Annotated in this window: 13 protein-coding genes; 12 read left to right on the forward strand and 1 reads right to left on the reverse strand. The window is 67.2% G+C overall.

Features of this window, described 5'->3' with window-relative positions; all coding sequences use genetic code 11:
- Window positions 1–209 precede the first annotated feature (209 nt).
- From lptM to IE243_RS13030, 12 genes are all read left to right on the forward strand, one after another.
- Window positions 210–509 carry an LPS translocon maturation chaperone LptM gene (lptM, locus tag IE243_RS12975; RefSeq protein WP_244643144.1) on the forward strand — a complete coding sequence of 100 codons (300 nt, stop codon included), beginning with the start codon at window positions 210–212 and terminating at the stop codon, window positions 507–509.
- A 211-nt stretch (window positions 510–720) separates the two neighbouring features.
- On the forward strand, window positions 721–1,989 hold the full coding sequence (gene lysA / locus IE243_RS12980) for a diaminopimelate decarboxylase (RefSeq protein WP_191319821.1): 1,269 nt from the start codon (window positions 721–723) through the stop codon (window positions 1,987–1,989).
- Window positions 1,990–2,152: 163 nt separating this feature from the next.
- Window positions 2,153–4,900, forward strand: a complete 2,748-nt coding sequence (locus IE243_RS12985) for a TIGR02302 family protein (RefSeq protein WP_191319822.1) — start codon at window positions 2,153–2,155, stop codon at window positions 4,898–4,900.
- A 140-nt stretch (window positions 4,901–5,040) separates the two neighbouring features.
- Window positions 5,041–5,229 carry a twin transmembrane helix small protein gene (locus IE243_RS12990; RefSeq protein WP_191319823.1) on the forward strand — a complete coding sequence of 63 codons (189 nt, stop codon included), beginning with the start codon at window positions 5,041–5,043 and terminating at the stop codon, window positions 5,227–5,229.
- A 314-nt stretch (window positions 5,230–5,543) separates the two neighbouring features.
- Window positions 5,544–6,125: a cob(I)yrinic acid a,c-diamide adenosyltransferase gene (locus IE243_RS12995; RefSeq protein ID WP_191319824.1), complete on the forward strand. Its 582-nt coding sequence runs from the start codon at window positions 5,544–5,546 to the stop codon at window positions 6,123–6,125.
- 338 nt (window positions 6,126–6,463) lie between these two features.
- Window positions 6,464–7,213, forward strand: coding sequence for an electron transfer flavoprotein subunit beta/FixA family protein (locus IE243_RS13000; protein WP_191319825.1), 750 nt, complete (start codon window positions 6,464–6,466; stop codon window positions 7,211–7,213).
- 1 nt (window position 7,214) lies between these two features.
- Entirely contained in the window at window positions 7,215–8,150 is a 936-nt protein-coding gene (locus IE243_RS13005; RefSeq protein WP_191319826.1) for an electron transfer flavoprotein subunit alpha/FixB family protein, read from the forward strand.
- 452 nt (window positions 8,151–8,602) lie between these two features.
- Complete coding sequence (locus IE243_RS13010) at window positions 8,603–9,484, forward strand: 3-hydroxybutyryl-CoA dehydrogenase (RefSeq protein WP_191319827.1); 882 nt, start codon at window positions 8,603–8,605, stop codon at window positions 9,482–9,484.
- A 621-nt stretch (window positions 9,485–10,105) separates the two neighbouring features.
- Complete coding sequence (locus tag IE243_RS13015) at window positions 10,106–10,687, forward strand: HNH endonuclease (protein WP_191319828.1); 582 nt, start codon at window positions 10,106–10,108, stop codon at window positions 10,685–10,687.
- A gap of 142 nt (window positions 10,688–10,829) precedes the next feature.
- The gene (locus IE243_RS13020) at window positions 10,830–11,774 is read left to right on the forward strand and encodes a ring-cleaving dioxygenase (protein ID WP_191319829.1); all 945 of its coding nucleotides are present in this window, start codon (window positions 10,830–10,832) and stop codon (window positions 11,772–11,774) included.
- Window positions 11,775–12,246: 472 nt separating this feature from the next.
- Entirely contained in the window at window positions 12,247–15,042 is a 2,796-nt protein-coding gene (gene secA / locus IE243_RS13025; RefSeq protein ID WP_191319830.1) for a preprotein translocase subunit SecA, read from the forward strand.
- Between the two features lie 128 nt (window positions 15,043–15,170).
- Entirely contained in the window at window positions 15,171–15,602 is a 432-nt protein-coding gene (locus tag IE243_RS13030) for a MaoC family dehydratase (RefSeq protein WP_191319831.1), read from the forward strand.
- Window positions 15,603–15,863: 261 nt separating this feature from the next.
- Here the strand turns inward: IE243_RS13030 and gloB are convergent, their stop codons facing one another.
- Entirely contained in the window at window positions 15,864–16,631 is a 768-nt protein-coding gene (gloB, locus tag IE243_RS13035; RefSeq protein WP_191319832.1) for a hydroxyacylglutathione hydrolase, read from the reverse strand.
- Window positions 16,632–16,814 lie beyond the last annotated feature (183 nt).

Raw genomic sequence — 16,814 nt, forward strand, 5'->3', positions numbered from 1 at the left:
AATTCGCGCGCGGCGGCGCCCATCAGGCCCTCTGACGCGTCGTTTTCGCAAATGCAAGATTTCGTGGCATAGAGCATTTGCCGATCCGCATGGGTCGACGCATGCTCCTGTTTCCTTTGTTTTGGGCGACCCCGATCAGGCGATTCCGCCTGACCGGAAAGCGCTCCAGACTGAGCCGCCATCAGTCAATACCTGTGGGGACCCAGCCCTTGGCTCGCAATACGGCAATCCCTGGCCTGTCGGCCTCCGGCGCCACGCGCTCCGCCCTCATCGTCCTGGCCATGGCCCTGGCGCTGGCCGGCTGTGGCCGCCGCGGCGCGCTCCAGGCGCCGCCCAACGCCGCGCAGCAGACCCAGACTGACGGCCAGCGCACCGGCGCGGTGGTTGGCGATGACGAGGACGACGGCAATGATTCGGTCGTGGCCTCGCCGATCCCCGGCGGCCAGAAGAAAAGCCCGAAGGGAATCACCATTCCCAAGCGGCCGTTCATACTCGATCCGCTGCTGTGACGCCGGCCTCCGCCGCCGCGATGCCAGTCGATTGAATTGATGTGTGCTGGCGCAAGGACGCCAGCTGGTTGAATGAACGCGGTTCCAGCCGGAAAGCGCCGCGCGCCGGAATTGCCCTGGAGCCGATGCTCCGCCCCTTCGGCCGGTTACCCACGATCTTGCGTCGCCGGGAGCTGGCGTCGCCGGGAACTTGCCAACGCCTGGACCTGTCATGCGTCACTTTGAATACCGCGATGGCGTGCTGCACGCCGAGGACGTCGATCTCCGCCATGTAGCCCAGGAGGTTGGCACGCCCTTCTACTGCTACGCCTCCGCCACCATCGAACGGCACTACCGCGTCTTCGCGGAAGCCTTCAGCGACGGGCCGGCGCTGGTCTGCTACGCGGTCAAGGCCAACTCCAACCAGGCTGTGCTGAGGACGCTGGCGCGCCTCGGGGCCGGCGTCGACATCGTCTCCGGCGGCGAACTGCGCCGCGCCCTGGCGGCGGGCATACCGGGCGAGCGCATTGTTTTCTCCGGCGTCGGCAAGACCCGGGCCGAAATGGCGATGGCGCTGGAAGCCGGCATCCTCTGCTTCAACGTCGAGTCCGAGCCGGAGCTGCAGACCCTGTCGGAGGTGGCGGTGAGCATGGGCCGCAAGGCCCCGGTGTCGATCCGCGTCAACCCGGACGTCGACGCGAAGACCCACGCCAAGATCTCCACCGGCAAGTTCGACAACAAGTTCGGCATTCCGATTTCGCTGGCGCGTGAGGTTTACGCCCGCGCCGCCGGGCTGCCTGGCGTGGCGATCCGCGGCGTCGACATGCACATCGGCAGCCAGATCACCGATCTCACCCCCTTCGCCAACGCCGCGAAGCTGATCGCCGGCCTTGCCCGCGACCTGCTGGCCGACGGCCACCAGCTGCACCACGTCGATCTCGGCGGCGGGCTCGGCGTTCCCTACCGCACCGACAACGAACCGCCGCCCCTGCCCTCGGAATACGCCCGCATCATCCGCGAGGAGACCCGCGATCTCGGCCTGACCCTGGTGTTCGAGCCAGGTCGTCTCATCGTCGGCAACGCCGGCGTGCTGGTGACCGAGGTGCTGTACGTGAAGCACGGCGAGGGCAAGACCTTCGTCATCGTCGACGCGGCGATGAACGACCTGATCCGCCCCACCCTGTATGAGGCGTATCACGACATCATCCCGGTGGCCGCCTCGCCGGCGGACGCGCCGCACATGGTGGCCGATATTGTCGGCCCGGTGTGCGAGACCGGCGATTATCTCGCCCTCGCCCGTTCGCTGCCACAGCTGAAGGCCGGCGACCTGCTGGCGGTGATGACCGCCGGCGCCTACGGCGCGGTGCAGTCGTCCACCTACAACACCCGGCCGCTGGTTCCCGAGGTGCTGGCGAAGGGCGACGCCTGGGCCGTGGTGCGGCCGCGCGTCACCGTCGACGAGATCATCGCCATGGATCGCCTGCCAGCCTGGCTGGAATAATCCGGCGGGCCGGCGCGGACGATGCGGACATTGCAACAATGGCTTTCGTCGCTGATTGTTGCGCTTCCGCCAGCGGTCATGGCCTCGCCCTGTTCGTCACCGACAGTGGGGTTCTGATCCGGACCAGACAGAGCGCGGCGTCGGGCGTCGCGCGGAGACATGGATGACAGCAACGCCGCCATCCGGGCCGCGCGCTGACGCGCCCGGCGCGACAGCAACGTCCAGACGCAGCGATCTGCGGCTGAAGCGCCTGACGCGCCTCAGCCAGGCGGCGCTGTTCTGGGAGCGGCTGTGGCCGGCGTTGTGGCCGCTTGCCGGCGTTGTCCTGCTGTATCTCGCCGCCAGCCTCGCCGGTTTGTGGGAGGCAGCGCCGCCGGCGCTGACGCACGTCCTGCGCTCGGGCTTCCTGGTCGCCGCCGTCGCGGCGCTGTGGCCCCTGACCCGCCTGCGCTGGCCCGGTCGCGACGAGGCCCTGGCGCGGCTCGACCGGTCCGCCCCGGCTCTGGCCCGCGCCCGCATCGCCTCCGCTTATGCCGACGCCCAGGCGACCGGTCTTGCCGACCCCACCTCCCAGGCGTTGTGGCGCCGTCACCAGGCCATGCTGGAGCGGCAGCTGGCGGCCCTGCGCCTGCGCGCGCCCGTGGTGCGCATGGCCGACCGCGACCGGCGGGCCCTGCGCGCCATCCCGGTGCTCGCCCTGGTCACCGCCGCCTTCGTCGCCGGACCGGACTGGCGCAACCGCCTGGCGTCCGGCTTCACCTGGACATGGAGCATGGATCTGGCGGCGGAGAACGCCCGCCGTCTCGACGGCTGGATCGATCCGCCGCGTTACACCCGCCGTCCGCCGGTCATGCTCGACCTGACCTCCGGCTCCGCGCAAGCGGCCCCCGCGCGGGTTCCCGTCAACAGCATCCTGGTGGTGCAGGCGGCCGGCGGCGACGGCCTCACGGTCAGCGCCGGCTCCGGGCTCACGCCAGTGGCCAGCGAAGCCGGCGATGCGGCGCCCGCCGGCCTGCAGCGCGTGCGCTACAGGATCACCGGCGATGGCGAGGCCTCCATCCGCGCCGGCGGCGGATCGCATGTGGTCCAGTTCCAGGCCATTGCCGACCAGCCGCCGAAAGTGGCGCTGAAAGGCAAGCCTTCCGGCGGCGCCCGCGGCTCGCTCACCATCGCCTATACGGCGACCGACGACTACGGCCTCGCCTCCGGCCGCGCCGAGATCAAGCGCACCGGCGGCGGCGAAGGCCGCAGCCTGGCGGAACCGCCGGACATTCCCCTCAACCTGCCCGCCAACCCCGGCGACGGCGCCGAACTGCGCACTGTAGCCGAACTGGCGTCCCACCCCTGGGCCGGCGCCCAGGTGTCCCTGACCCTGACCGTCAGGGATGACGCCGGTCAGGAGGGGCGCAGCGAGACGGTGACGCTCACCCTGCCGGAGCGCACCTTCGCCGATCCGCTGGCCCGCGCCCTGGTCGAACAGCGCCGCGACCTGATTCTCACCCCGGACGTCCGGGCGCGGGTGCAGACGGCGCTGGACGCCCTGCTGATCGCGCCGGAGCTGTTCACGCCGCAATCGGGAATCTATCTCGGCCTGCGCCGGGTGGCGGAGCAATTGCGCCACGCCGAGGGCGATCCGGCCCTGGTCGATGTGGCCGAACAGTTGTGGCAGCTGGCCCTGGTGATCGAGGACGGCGACCTGTCGGACGCGGAGAAGCAGTTGCGCCAGGCCCAGCAGGCGCTGCGCGACGCCATCGAGCGCGGCGCCGGAGAGGAAGAGATTCGCCGCCTGTCGCAGGAGCTGCGCCGGGCCATGGACCGCTATGTCGCAGAGATGGGCCGGCAGGCGCGCTCCCGGCCACAGCAACCGGGCGACGCCAACGCCCAGACAATCACCCAGGATGACCTGCAGAAGCTGCTCGACCGGATTGAGGAGCTGACGCGCCTCGGCCAGCGGGAGGAAGCCGCGCGGCTGCTCGACCGCCTGCGCCAGCTCATGGAGAACCTGCGCACCGCCAGCCCGTCGCAGGGCGGCGGCCAGGGTGGGCGGCAGGGCGGCGATCAGGGTGCCCAGGGTGAGGCCGGACGCCGGCTCGGCAAGGCGCTCGGCGATCTCGACGAACTGATGCGCCAGCAGCAGGCGCTGCGCGACGAAACCTTCCGCCAGGGCCAGCAGGGGCAAGACGGCGAGAATGGACAGACCCAGGACGACGAAGGGCAGGACGGAAGCCGGAGCCAGCAGGGCCGGCCTGGCGGACGCAATGAGGGGGCGCGGCCGGGAGAGCGCCCCGGTGAACGGCAAGGCCAGGGCCCGCACGACGGCCGCGGCAGGCAAGGCCAGCACGGCCAGAAGGGCGGCGGCCAGGGTGAGAAGCCGGGCCAGCCGGACGCCACCCCCGGCGACCTGCGCCAGCGTCAGGAGGCCTTGCGCCGCCAGCTTGAGGAGTTGCAGCAGCAGCTGAAACGTGACGGCGCGGAAACTGGCAAGGGCTTTGGCGACGCCGATCGGGAAATGCGTGGCGCCGGCGATGCGCTGGGGCGCGAGAGCCCCGGCGAGGCGGTCGATTCCCAGGGACGCGCCCTCGACGAGATGCGGCGCGGCGCTCAGGATCTTGCCCGGCAGATGGCGGAGGCGGACGGCAAAGGACGCGGCCAGGACAGGGACGGACAGGACCGGAACGGCGAGCAACCCGGCGCGCGCGGGACCAATGGCGGCGGGCCGGAAACTGATCCGTTGGGCCGTCCGCTGCGCGGCCAGGATCGCGGCGCCGGACAGATGGAAAGCGGCGAGCCTGGCGAGGCCGCCGGCGCCCGGGCGCGACGCATTCTCGACGAACTGCGACGCCGGCTCGGCGACAGCGAGCGCTCACGAGAAGAACTGGACTATCTGGAGAGATTGCTCGGCCCCCGCTAATACGACGGCGGGCGGGGCCAGCCATGACAGGCTGGCCTGGAGCACTGTTGGGCGGCGCCGGGCGCGGCGCGCGCGTTTCGAGTATCTGGCAAAATTCCACGTCGCTGTGGATTTGCCCTGACGTCAGGCGGGAGAAGAGGATGGACGCGTCAAACTGGATCGTCGGCGTCGCTGTGGCCGCGGTCGCGCTGGTGCTGGCCATGGGCCTCTATAACATGATGCGCGGCGGTAACCCGGAGCGGTCCCAGAAGCTGATGCGCATGCGCGTGCTGCTGCAATTCGTCGCCATCCTCATCGCCATGGCCGTGTTGTGGTGGCGGGCGCTCTGAACCGGCGGACTGGGAGTTTGCGGCGACATGGCCCCGCAGCCGAGGCGTCGCATCCGGAATGTCGCATCTCGCGCCGCAACCTCGCAGGCGCGGCTCGCGGAAGGGACGCATAAAGCCGGAAACATTTTTGGCGAAAACCGGAGCACATTTTTCGGGAAGAGGCGCGTGAGCAATGCGCCAGGCCAGAAGACAGGGCGCTTCCGCGAACCGGATTTCATCGGTAGCGCTCCGGCGGCGCGCGAGCTTCGCCGGGCCATGGGCGGCGTCCGCGTGGCCCACACACCCCATTTCGCATCAGACTGGACAGGACGATCATGGTCGCGCTGAACCGCATCTACACCCGCACTGGCGACAAGGGCGCCACCGGCCTCGTCACCGGCGAACGCCGCCCCAAGCATGATCTGCGCATCGAGGCCTATGGCACGGTGGACGAAACCAACGCCACGGTCGGCGTGGCGCGGCTGTCGACGGCGGCGCTGGATGGGCCGGTCGACGCCATGCTGGCGCGCATCCAGAACGATCTGTTCGACCTGGGAGCTGATCTGGCCACGCCGGAAACCGGCAAACCGATGAAATACGAACCGCTCCGCATCGCCGATTCCCAGGTGACGCGGCTGGAAAACGAGATCGATCTGCTGAACGCCGACCTGTCGCCCCTGCGTTCTTTCGTCCTGCCCGGCGGTTCGCCCGCCGCCGCCGCGCTGCATGTGTCGCGCACTGTCTGCCGCCGGGCCGAGCGTCTGGTGGTGGCCCTTGACGCCCGCGAGGACGAGATCGTCACCCCCGCCGCCATCAAATACCTCAACCGGCTTTCGGATTTCTTTTTCGTCGCCGCCCGCTGGCTCAATGACCGGGGCGCCGCCGACGTCCTCTGGACTCCCGGCCAGAACCGCTGACATTCGACCATTTGCCGAGATTTGCGGAATGGCCGGGCACCAGGCCCGACAGGTCCCGCGACGCGACGGCAAATACAGCTGAATCCGGTGCGGAACTGGCGCTCGGGGCCAGACAAAATAACCTGGAGTGTTTCCAGGTCCCCCCGCCAACCTCCGGCTCCAGCGGCAAATGCGGCTCCCAGCGGCGAAACGCGCGCGAAAAGGGCTGCATGGATACGTTGACAACAGACGGCGGCGCCGTCAGGTTCCGCCCCCATCGGGAGACGACTGTCGGCAATGCGCACGCGCGCGGGGACTGGCCGATCTCCTGCCCCGTTCGTGCTTGAAGGGAAGCCGGTATGAAGATTCTCGTGCCCGTCAAGCGGGTCGTCGACTACAACGTCAAGATCCGCGTCAAACAGGACGGCTCCGGCGTGGAACTCGCCAACGTCAAGATGTCGATGAACCCCTTCGACGAGATCGCCGTCGAAGAGGCGATCCGCCTGAAGGAAAAGGGCGTCGCCACCGAGATCGTCGTCGTCTCCATCGGCCCCCAGCAGGCCAGCGAGACCATCCGCACCGCGCTCGCCATGGGCGCGGACCGCGGCGTGCTGGTGAAGACCGACGCCAGCGTTGAGCCGCTCGGCGTCGCCAAGCTGCTGAAGAAGGTGATCGAGACCGAGAACCCGGGCCTCGTCATCCTCGGCAAGCAGGCCATCGACGACGACAGCAACCAGACCGGCCAGATGCTCGCCGCCCTGCTCGGCTGGGCCCAGGGCACCTTCGCCTCGAAGATCGAAGTGGCTGGCGAACAGCTCTCGGTCACCCGTGAGATCGACGGCGGTCTGCAGACCATCGAGCTGAAGCTCCCCGCCATCGTGACGACCGACCTGCGTCTGAACGAGCCGCGCTACGCGTCTCTGCCGAACATCATGAAGGCGAAGAAGAAGCCGCTGGACGAGACCTCCCCGGAGACGCTCGGCGTCGACGTGGCTCCGCGCCTGAAGGTGCTCTCGACCGTCGAGCCGGCGAAGCGCTCGGCTGGCGTCAAGGTCGCCTCGGTTGAGGAACTCGTGTCGAAACTCAAGAACGAGGCTGGAGTTCTCTGATATGACCACCCTGCTTCTGGCTGAACACAACAACTCCACCCTTAACGACGCCACCGCCAAGGCCGTGGCCGCCGCCCGGGGTCTCGGCGGTCCGGTGCACGTGCTGGTCGCCGGTTCGGGCGCCCGCGCCGTGGCCGAACAGGCTGCGAAGCTGGCTGGCGTCGACAAGGTGCTCGTGGCCGACAACGCCGCCTACGCCAACGCCCTGGCCGAGCCGGTCGCCGCGCTGATCGTGTCGCTGGCTGGCGCCTATGACGCGATCGTGGCTCCGGCCACCGCCAACGGCAAGAACATCCTGCCGCGCGTCGCCGCACAGCTCGACGTCATGCAGATTTCGGAAGTGACCAAGGTCGTCTCCGCCGACACCTTCGAGCGTCCGATCTACGCCGGCAACGCCATCCAGACCGTGCAGTCGACCGACGGCAAGAAGGTCATCACCGTCCGCACCGCCGCGTTCCAGAGCGCTGGCGAAGGCGGTTCGGCCGCCATTGAAGACGTCGCCGCCGCCGCTGATCCGGCCGTGTCGTCGTTCAAGGGCGAAGAGCTGTCGAAGTCCGACCGTCCGGAGCTGGCCTCGGCCAAGATCATCATCTCCGGTGGTCGCGCGCTCGGTTCGGCCGAGAACTTCACCAAGTACATCGAGCCGGTCGCCGACGCGCTCGGCGCCGCCATGGGCGCTTCGCGCGCCGCTGTCGACGCCGGCTACGCGCCGAACGACCTGCAGGTCGGCCAGACCGGCAAGGTCGTCGCCCCGCAGCTGTACATCGCCGTCGGCATCTCCGGCGCCATCCAGCACCTTGCTGGCATGAAGGACAGCCGCGTGATCGTCGCCATCAACAAGGACGAGGAAGCGCCAATCTTCCAGGTGGCGGACTACGGCCTCGTCGGCGACCTGTTCACGCTGCTGCCGGAGCTGCAGGCAGCGCTCGGCAAGTAAGCCGTCCGGTTTACGCATGAACAAGAAAGGCGGCGCGATCTCGCGCCGCCTTTTTTCATGGCGGCGTCAACATGCCGGGGGCATGCCGTCGCGGCAGCGACCCAAGGATTTATTCCGCAATTATTCCGTCACCCCGAAGCTTACATCAACGCGTTGCGACAATTTGCCGGGGCGCGTGGCTCCCGCAACACGTCGTTGCAGGCCGGAACGGCGCCGCGCACCGGGCGGAGACGCCACTATAAAATCATGAAATGACGGGCGTTTACGGGCAGTTTATGGCCTTCGCAACAGCCTCCGGCGGCTCTGGAAAACCCTTCCGCGGCGCCATGCGTTATACCCTGTCCAAACCAGGGCAACCTCGTTAGAGTACGCCCCGGGTTTTGGCGCCGGCGGCAATCCGGCCATTGTGGCGTCGCGCGCCGCGCGCATCAAACACTCCAGGTGGCAAAGACATGGCGATCGCAATCAGGAAAGTCGGCGTTATTGGCGCGGGTCAGATGGGCAACGGCATCGCCCATGTATGCGCTGCTTCCGGTTTCGACGTCCGGCTGAATGATCTGAGCGAGGACCGGCTCAATTCCGCCCTCGCCACCATCAACGGCAACCTTGCCCGTCAGGTGGCGCGCGGCCAGCTTGACGAGGCGGATCGCCAGGCCTCGATCGCCCGCATCATCCCGGCGACCTCCTTCAACGACCTGTCCGACTGCGACCTGGTCATTGAGGCGGCGACGGAACATGAGGAAACCAAGCGCAAGATTTTCAGCGACATTTGCCCGGTGCTGCGTCCTGACGCCCTGCTGGCCTCCAACACCTCCTCGATCTCCATCACCCGCCTCGCCGCCTCCACGGACCGGCCCGAGCGTTTCATCGGCATGCACTTCATGAATCCGGTGCCGATGATGCAGCTGGTGGAGTTGATCCGCGGCATCGCCACCGAAGACACGACGTTCGAGCAGGCCAAGGATTTTATCCGCGCCCTCAACAAGACCATCACCATCGCCGAGGATTTCCCGGCCTTTATCGTCAACCGCATCCTGCTGCCGATGGTGAACGAGGCGATCTACACGCTTTACGAGGGCGTTGGTTCGGTCGATTCGATCGACACCGCCATGCGACTGGGCGCAAACCATCCCATGGGTCCGCTGCAACTGGCCGATTTCATCGGTCTCGACGTCTGCCTCTCGGTGATGCAGGTGCTGCACGAAGGACTCGCGGATTCGAAATATCGCCCCTGCCCGCTGCTGGTGAAATACGTTGAGGCCGGCTGGCTGGGCCGCAAGACCCAGCGCGGCTTCTATGACTACCGTGGCGAAAAGCCGCTGCCCACGCGCTGAGCCGGCGGGCGGGAGCCCGCCTGCATGATGTCCCGGCGTCTCGCCCCTGCCCCCGCTTCGCGGGGGTTTTTGTTATTCCCGCTTTGCGGGGAGACATTTGTCATCATGACGCCGCGAAGCTTCACAAACCGGCGTCGCCGCGTGTAGGCTACGCGCGGCCTTGCAATCCGCCATGGCTTTCCGCGCCCGCCTGGCGCGGGCTGGCGCCGGTTCGTAAGTCTGCTGCTCCGCGCGCCGCGCCGCGTGCATTCCGCATCCGGCATCACGCGATTGTCGTGGAACAGCGTCATCCTGCAGCGAAGGGTCGAGGGAATCACCTGTCGCCGGCTGGCGCCCCCTGTTTCGGGTCAGCAGCCAGACGCAGGCTCCCAGGCGCTCCACGTCGGGCGGAGCGCGCGGCCGGTTGATGTGGCCCTCGGGCTGTTGACGCGTTTTCCTGTTAACGGCTCCGCACCCGCACGCCGGTCATCGTGACGGCGAAACAGCGCCTCCCGGCAATGGCGGGGCGTGACGGCGACGTGACGATCCGGGCCCGTCTGGACCGAGAACGGGTCGCCACCCGGAACCTGATGCCGACTGGCGCCTGCTCTTCTGCGGGAGATCGCGCCAGTGACATTTCACATGCGAGTTCGGACGCCGTTTCGCGCCAACCCAGGTCGCAGCCCCGAGAGCTGCCCGGCGCTGGTGCTGAACGCCGACTTCAAGCCGCTCAGTTACTATCCCCTGTCGCTCTGGTCGTGGCAGGACGCCATCCGGGCGGTGTTTCTTGACCGGGTCAACATCATCTCGACCTATGACGTCGTCGCCCGCAGCCCGGGGTTCGAGATGCAGCTGCCCTCGGTGGTGTCGCTGAAGAGCTATGTGCGGCCAAGCCGCGAGCCGGCTTTCACCCGCTTCAACGTGTTCCTCCGCGACCGCTTCACCTGCCAGTATTGCGGCTCGCGCTCGGACCTGACCTTTGATCACCTGATCCCCCGCTCGCGCGGCGGCCAGACCACCTGGGACAATGTCGTCACCGCCTGCGCGCCCTGCAACCTGCGCAAGGCCGACCACATGCCCAAGGCGATTGGCATGATCCCGGCCCGGGCGCCGGCGCGACCTGGCGTTTTCGACCTGCACGAGGCCGGCCGCAACTTCCCGCCCAACTATCTGCACGAAAGCTGGCTGGACTACCTTTACTGGGACACCGAACTGGAGCCGTGACGGCGGCGCGGGGGGCCGGGCGACCAGATTGCATTTTTGCAATCTGGCGCGTGCGGTTGCGGATCTGGATTTGCGCGATGCGACGCATCAGCTTGTGGTCACGCAATCACCACAGCCGGCCGCGCCGGAGAAGGAGGACGCCATGCAGCTCACTGGCATCCATCACGTCACCGCTATCACCGCACAGGCGCGCGACAACCATCATTTTTACACCCGCACCTTGGGCATGCGCCTGGTCAAGCGCACCGTGAACCAGGACGACGTCAGCGCCTGGCATCTGTTTTACGCTGACGGCGAAGCCGCGCCTGGCACGGATCTCACCTTCTTCGACTGGCCGGCCGCGCCTGAACAGCGCGGCGCCGACAGCGTCGTCCGCACGGGCCTGCGCGTCGCCGGAGCCGGAACCCTGGCCTGGTGGAAGCAGCGGTTCACGGATCTCGGCGTCCATCACGGCGAGATCATCACGCGCGACGGCCGCCTGACCCTGGACTTTCAGGACGCGGAAGGGCAACGCCTCGCGCTCATCGATGACGGCGGCGAAGGAGACGTTCATGTCTGGGATCGCAGCCCCGTGCCGGCGGAGCGGCAGATTCGCGGCCTTGGCCCCATCACCCTTGCGGTGCGCGACGTCGCCATGCTGGAGATGGTGCTGGAGCGGGTGATGAACATGCGGTTCGACCGCGACTACGCCGACGCCGTCAACGGCGCCGTGCGGGTCTGGACCATGGGCGCAGGCGGCGCGGGCGCCGAAGTACATGTGGTCGACGCGTCCGGTCAACCCCGGGCGCGACAGGGCGCGGGCGCCGTGCATCATGTCGCCTTCCGCACGCCGGACCCGGAGCAGTATCACGCCTGGGCGGCGCGTCTGAAGGATCTGCGCATTCCCAACAGCGGCGAGGTCGAGCGCTATTACTTCCAGAGTCTCTACTTCCGCGAGCCCAATGGCATCCTGTTCGAGATCGCCACGGACGGCCCCGGCTTCGCGGTGGACGAACCCCTGGCGACCCTGGGCGAAAGCGTTTCCCTGCCGCCGTTCCTCGAACCGCGCCGGGCGGAGATCGAAGCAGGTCTGAAGCCGGTCGACTGACGCCGCCGACAGGTTTCGGGCGCCGGCCGTTTTGCCGGAAAGCCCGAACCTGCTATAGATGAGCCGCTCACAAAGCATTGCGCCGTCGGTTGAATACTGGCGGCGCAATACTTATGTGGGCGCTGGAAAAACATGCGCCATGCCGCGGCGAACGCCGCGATCCGGAGCGCGGTCGCCGGTATGGTCCGGTAGCCCCGTCCCCTCTGGAAAAATGCAGCGCGCGCAATGGTTTGAGGCGCATGCCGCCGACAGGTGGCTCCACGTCAGGGACATGCGCCAGTTCCGGATTGCGCCAAACACCGTGTGACGCAATCCGGGCCGCCCTCCCCCCCGGAGAGCGGTTTGATATGTTTCAGGACGCCGGCGCCGCATGGCTCCCGGCGGACGTTTCCGGTGGACTTGTTCGCGACGCCCTGATTTACAGGGCGGCGCACGCCTGTCTGTGGCGGTCCGCCAGTCCGAAAGGTCTTCGATGTTCGGCGCACTCGCGAAGAAACTGTTTGGTTCGGTCAACGACCGTCGGGTCAAGGGTTATCAGGCCAGGGTCAAGCGCATCAACGCGCTGGAACCCGACATGGAGAAGCTGACGGACGAGCAGCTCCGCCAGAAGACCGACGATTTCCGCGCCCGTCTGGCGGCTGGCGAGACCCTGGACGACCTGCTGGAAGAGGCCTTCGCCGTGGTGCGCGAGGCCGGCAAGCGCGTGCTTGGCCAGCGCCACTTCGACGTGCAGCTGGTTGGCGGCATGGTGCTGCACGACGGATCCATCGCCGAGATGAAGACCGGCGAAGGCAAGACCCTGGTGGCGACGCTCGCCACCTATCTCAACGCCCTGCCGGGCAACGGCGTTCACAATGTCACCGTGAACGACTACCTGGCCAGTCGTGACTCCGCCTGGATGGGCCGGCTGTACAATTTCCTCGGCCTCAGCGTCGGCGTCATTGTCCATGGCCTGGACGACGATGAGCGTCGCGCCGCTTACGCCTGCGACATCACTTACGGCACCAACAACGAATTCGGCTTCGACTATCTGCGCGACAACATGAAATATGACATCGCGCAGATGACCCAGCGCGGTCATGCCTTCGCGGTGGTCGACGAGGTCGACTCCATCCTGATTGACGAAGCCCGCACGCCGCTGATCATTTCCGGCCCGCTGGAAGACCGCTCGGATCTCTACCAGCAGATTGACAAACTGATCCCGCATCTGACCAAGGAACACTACGACCTCGACGAGAAGCAGCGCTCCGTGTCGCTGACCGAAGAGGGCAACGAGCGCATCGAGGAATTGCTGCGCGAAGCTGGCCTGATGCAGGAAGGCAGCCTCTACGACGCCGCCAACGCCACCCTGGTGCACCATGTGAACCAGGCCCTGCGCGCCCATACCCTGTTCACGCGCGACAAGGACTACATCGTCAAGGACGGCGAAGTCGTCATCATCGACGAGTTCACTGGCCGCATGATGCAGGGGCGGCGCTATTCGGAAGGCCTGCACCAGGCTCTGGAGGCCCGCGAGGGCGTGCAGGTGCAGCCCGAGAACCAGACGCTGGCCTCGATCACCTTCCAGAACTATTTCCGCCTGTACAAGAAGCTCTCGGGCATGACCGGCACCGCCGGCACCGAGGCTGACGAGTTCCTCGACATCTACAACCTGCAGGTCGTGGAGATCCCCACCAACCTGCCGGTGCAGCGTGTTGACGAGGACGACGCCGTTTACCGCACCGAACGCGAGAAGTTCCAGGCCATCGCCGCGGAGATCGCCGAGGCGCAGGAGCGCGGCCAGCCGGTTCTGGTCGGCACCACCTCCATCGAGAAGTCCGAGCTGCTGGCCGCCTTCCTCGAGGAGCAGGGCCTGCGCATGATGGATTTCAGCAATCCGCGCGTGCTTGATCCGCTGTTCGAGGGCGCCCGTTCCGGCAAGCCGTCGAAGCAGTTCGCGGTGCTGAACGCCCGCTTCCACGAGCAGGAGGCGTTCATCGTCGCCCAGGCCGGCGTGCCGGGGGCCATCACGCTCGCCACCAACATGGCCGGCCGCGGCACCGACATCCAGCTTGGCGGCAACGCCGACATGCGCATCGCCTATGAGCTGGGCGACATGGAGGAAGGCCCGGAGCGGTCGGCGCGCGAGGAAGAAATCCGCGCGGAAGTCGCCCGGCTGAAGCAGAAGGCGCTGGAAGCCGGCGGCCTCTACGTGCTCGGCACCGAACGTCACGAAAGTCGCCGCATCGACAACCAGTTGCGCGGCCGTTCCGGCCGTCAGGGCGACCCGGGCCTGTCGCGCTTCTTCCTGTCGCTGCAGGACGAACTGATGCGCATCTTCGGCTCCGACCGCATGGACGGCATGCTGCAGCGCCTCGGCCTGAAGGAAGGCGAGGCCATCTTCCACCCCTGGATCAACAAGGCCATCGCCAAGGCCCAGGGCAAGGTGGAGGCGCGCAACTACGACACGCGCAAGAACATCCTCAAATACGACAACGTCATGAACGACCAGCGCAAGGTCGTATTCGAACAGCGCCGCGAGTTCATGGGCGCCGAAAGCGTGCGCGAAACCATCGACGAGATGCGCGAATCGACCGTCGAGGACGTGGTCGCCAGCAACATCCCGGCCGACGCCTATCCGGAGCAGTGGAACGTCGCCGGCCTGAAGGAAGGCGTCGAGCGCTGGCTCAATCTTGACCTGCCGGTCGAGGACTGGGCCAGGGAAGAAGGCATCGCCGACGAGGAAATTCGCGAGCGCCTGCACAAGGCCGCCGACGAGGCCTATGCGGCGCGGATCGAGAAGAACTCGCCCGAACTGATGACCTACATCGAGAAGCAGGTGCTGCTGCAGTCGCTCGACCATCTGTGGCGCGAACATCTGGTGACCCTCGATCACCTGCGTCAGGTCATCGGCTGGCGCGGCCTCGCCCAGCGCGATCCGCTCAACGAATACAAGGCGGAAGCCTTCCAGCTGTTCGACCAGTTGATCGTGAGCCTGCGCGAACAGGTCACAGCCCAGCTGATGCGCGTGGAAGTGATGTTCGAGGCGCCGCCGGAGCCGTCGCTGCCGCCGATGGAGGGGCATCATCTCGACCCGCTCACTGGCCAGGACGACTTCAACGTCAGCCAGGACTTCATCACCGCAGGTTACCTGCCGCAACCGGCCCAGGAGAACGGCGGCGTCCGCGACCCGAACGACCCGGCCACCTGGGGCCGCGTCGGTCGCAACGACCCCTGCCCGTGTGGTTCAGGCAAGAAATACAAGCACTGCCACGGCCAGCTTTCCTGAAGCGACCCAACGGCAACCTGAATACGAGGCGGCCCCGCAAAACGGGCCGCCTTTTCCATGAGCGGCGCGCCGGTCAGCTTGTCCGGCTCCAGCGCGGCGCCTGAAAAATCAACAACAGGGAGACAGGAATGGTCACGTTTCATGTAGGGGCGCGCACGCAGAGCTGGTTGACGCTGGACGCCGACGCCATCCGCGCGGGCGCCACGCTCGTGGGCGATTTCAATCCCCTGCACCATGACGAGGCCTTCGCCGCCCGCACCCGCTTCGGCGGCCTGTTCGCCAGCGGCGCCCACACCTCGGCCCTGCTCGCCGGCGCGGTCAGCCAGGGCTGGCCATCGGCGGAGCCGGATTCGGCGCGCGGCCATGTGGGGGTGGATTACGCCGTGCAGTTCAAGGCGCCCTGCCCGGCCAATCACCGGCTGCGCCTTGAATGGGAGGTGACCGCCATCGAGCCGAAAAGCCGGGGGCATATCGTGCGGCTCGATGGCCAGATCGTCGATGAGGATACCGGCGTGGTGGTGCTGACAGGCCGCATGGCCATGCTCAGCTACGGCGACTGACCCTCGCCCGGCCGGGCGGCGGGCGCTCCCGGAGGCGATGCTCCGGCCACGCCTCCCGTCGCATTGCGTGACGCCCCCGGCAAGCCTGGCGCATTTGAGGGGGCGCTCAGGCCCAGGCGGCGCGTGACGTCTCCCAAGAGATACGTCACGCTGTTTTGAGACTGGCAGATCGTGAGCGCATCCACATCTTCACGATCCGCATCAACGATTTTCCCGCGAACCGCATCCGCCGCAGGCGCGAGCGCCAGCGGGCGGCGCGCCTCAGAAGTTGTTCTTCCACTCGCGCAGGGCGGCGAACACCGCGACCGGATCGGAGCCGTCGAGATCGACCGAGGCGGCCAGAGCCGGCTGATCGGCGCGCAGGAAGGGGTTGGTCGCCTTTTCGTCGCGCAGCAGCGACGGCACCGTCAGCTGGCCATCGGCGCGCTGGCCTTCCACCACGGCGGCGCGCAGTTTCAGCGCGGCGTTGTCCGGATCGGCGGCCAGGGCGAAACGGGCGTTCGACAATGTGTACTCATGGCCACAGAACACCTGGGTGTCGTCGGGCAGCGCCGCCAGCTTCTGCAGCGAGCGCCACATGTCCTCGGGCGTTCCCTCCAGCAGACGGCCGCAGCCCAGGGCGAACAGGGTGTCGCCGGCGAACAGGGCGCGGGCGCCAGCAAAATAGTATGAAATATGTCCCGAGGTATGGCCCGGCGTGAACAGCACCGTTCCCGACAGCGAGCCAACCATCACCGTGTCGCCCTGGTTCACGAACAGGTCGGCCTCAGGCACAAACTCCGCCTCACGCACCGGCGCGACAACGCGGGCGCCGAAGCGTTCCTTCAGCTCCGCAACGCCTGCAACGTGATCCGGATGCTTGTGCGTGACCAGAATATCGGTGAGCGTCCAGCCGGTCTGCTCCAGCGCCGCGCGGATCGGCTCCGCTTCCGGCGCATCGATGGACGCGCAGGCGCCGGTCTCCCTGTCGCGCATCAGAACGCCGATATTATCGGACAGGCAGGGGAAAACGTGGAATTCGGCTGGCATGCAGATCTCTCGCTTGTCAGTTGCGCCCTGCAACAGCAGGCAAACTTCCGGTATGGTTAACAGGTGACCGCGAAGGCGCGCGCCGTCAACGCCTGTGGCCTCATAATGGCGCGATATCACCACCCGGGAGCGTGAAACTCAGCCTGATGGGCCTGCTTCCGACATCGGCGTTCCTCGCTCCGG

The organism is Camelimonas fluminis (assembly GCF_014656355.1).
In the GTDB taxonomy this organism is placed as follows: Bacteria; Pseudomonadota; Alphaproteobacteria; order Rhizobiales; family Beijerinckiaceae; genus Camelimonas; species Camelimonas fluminis.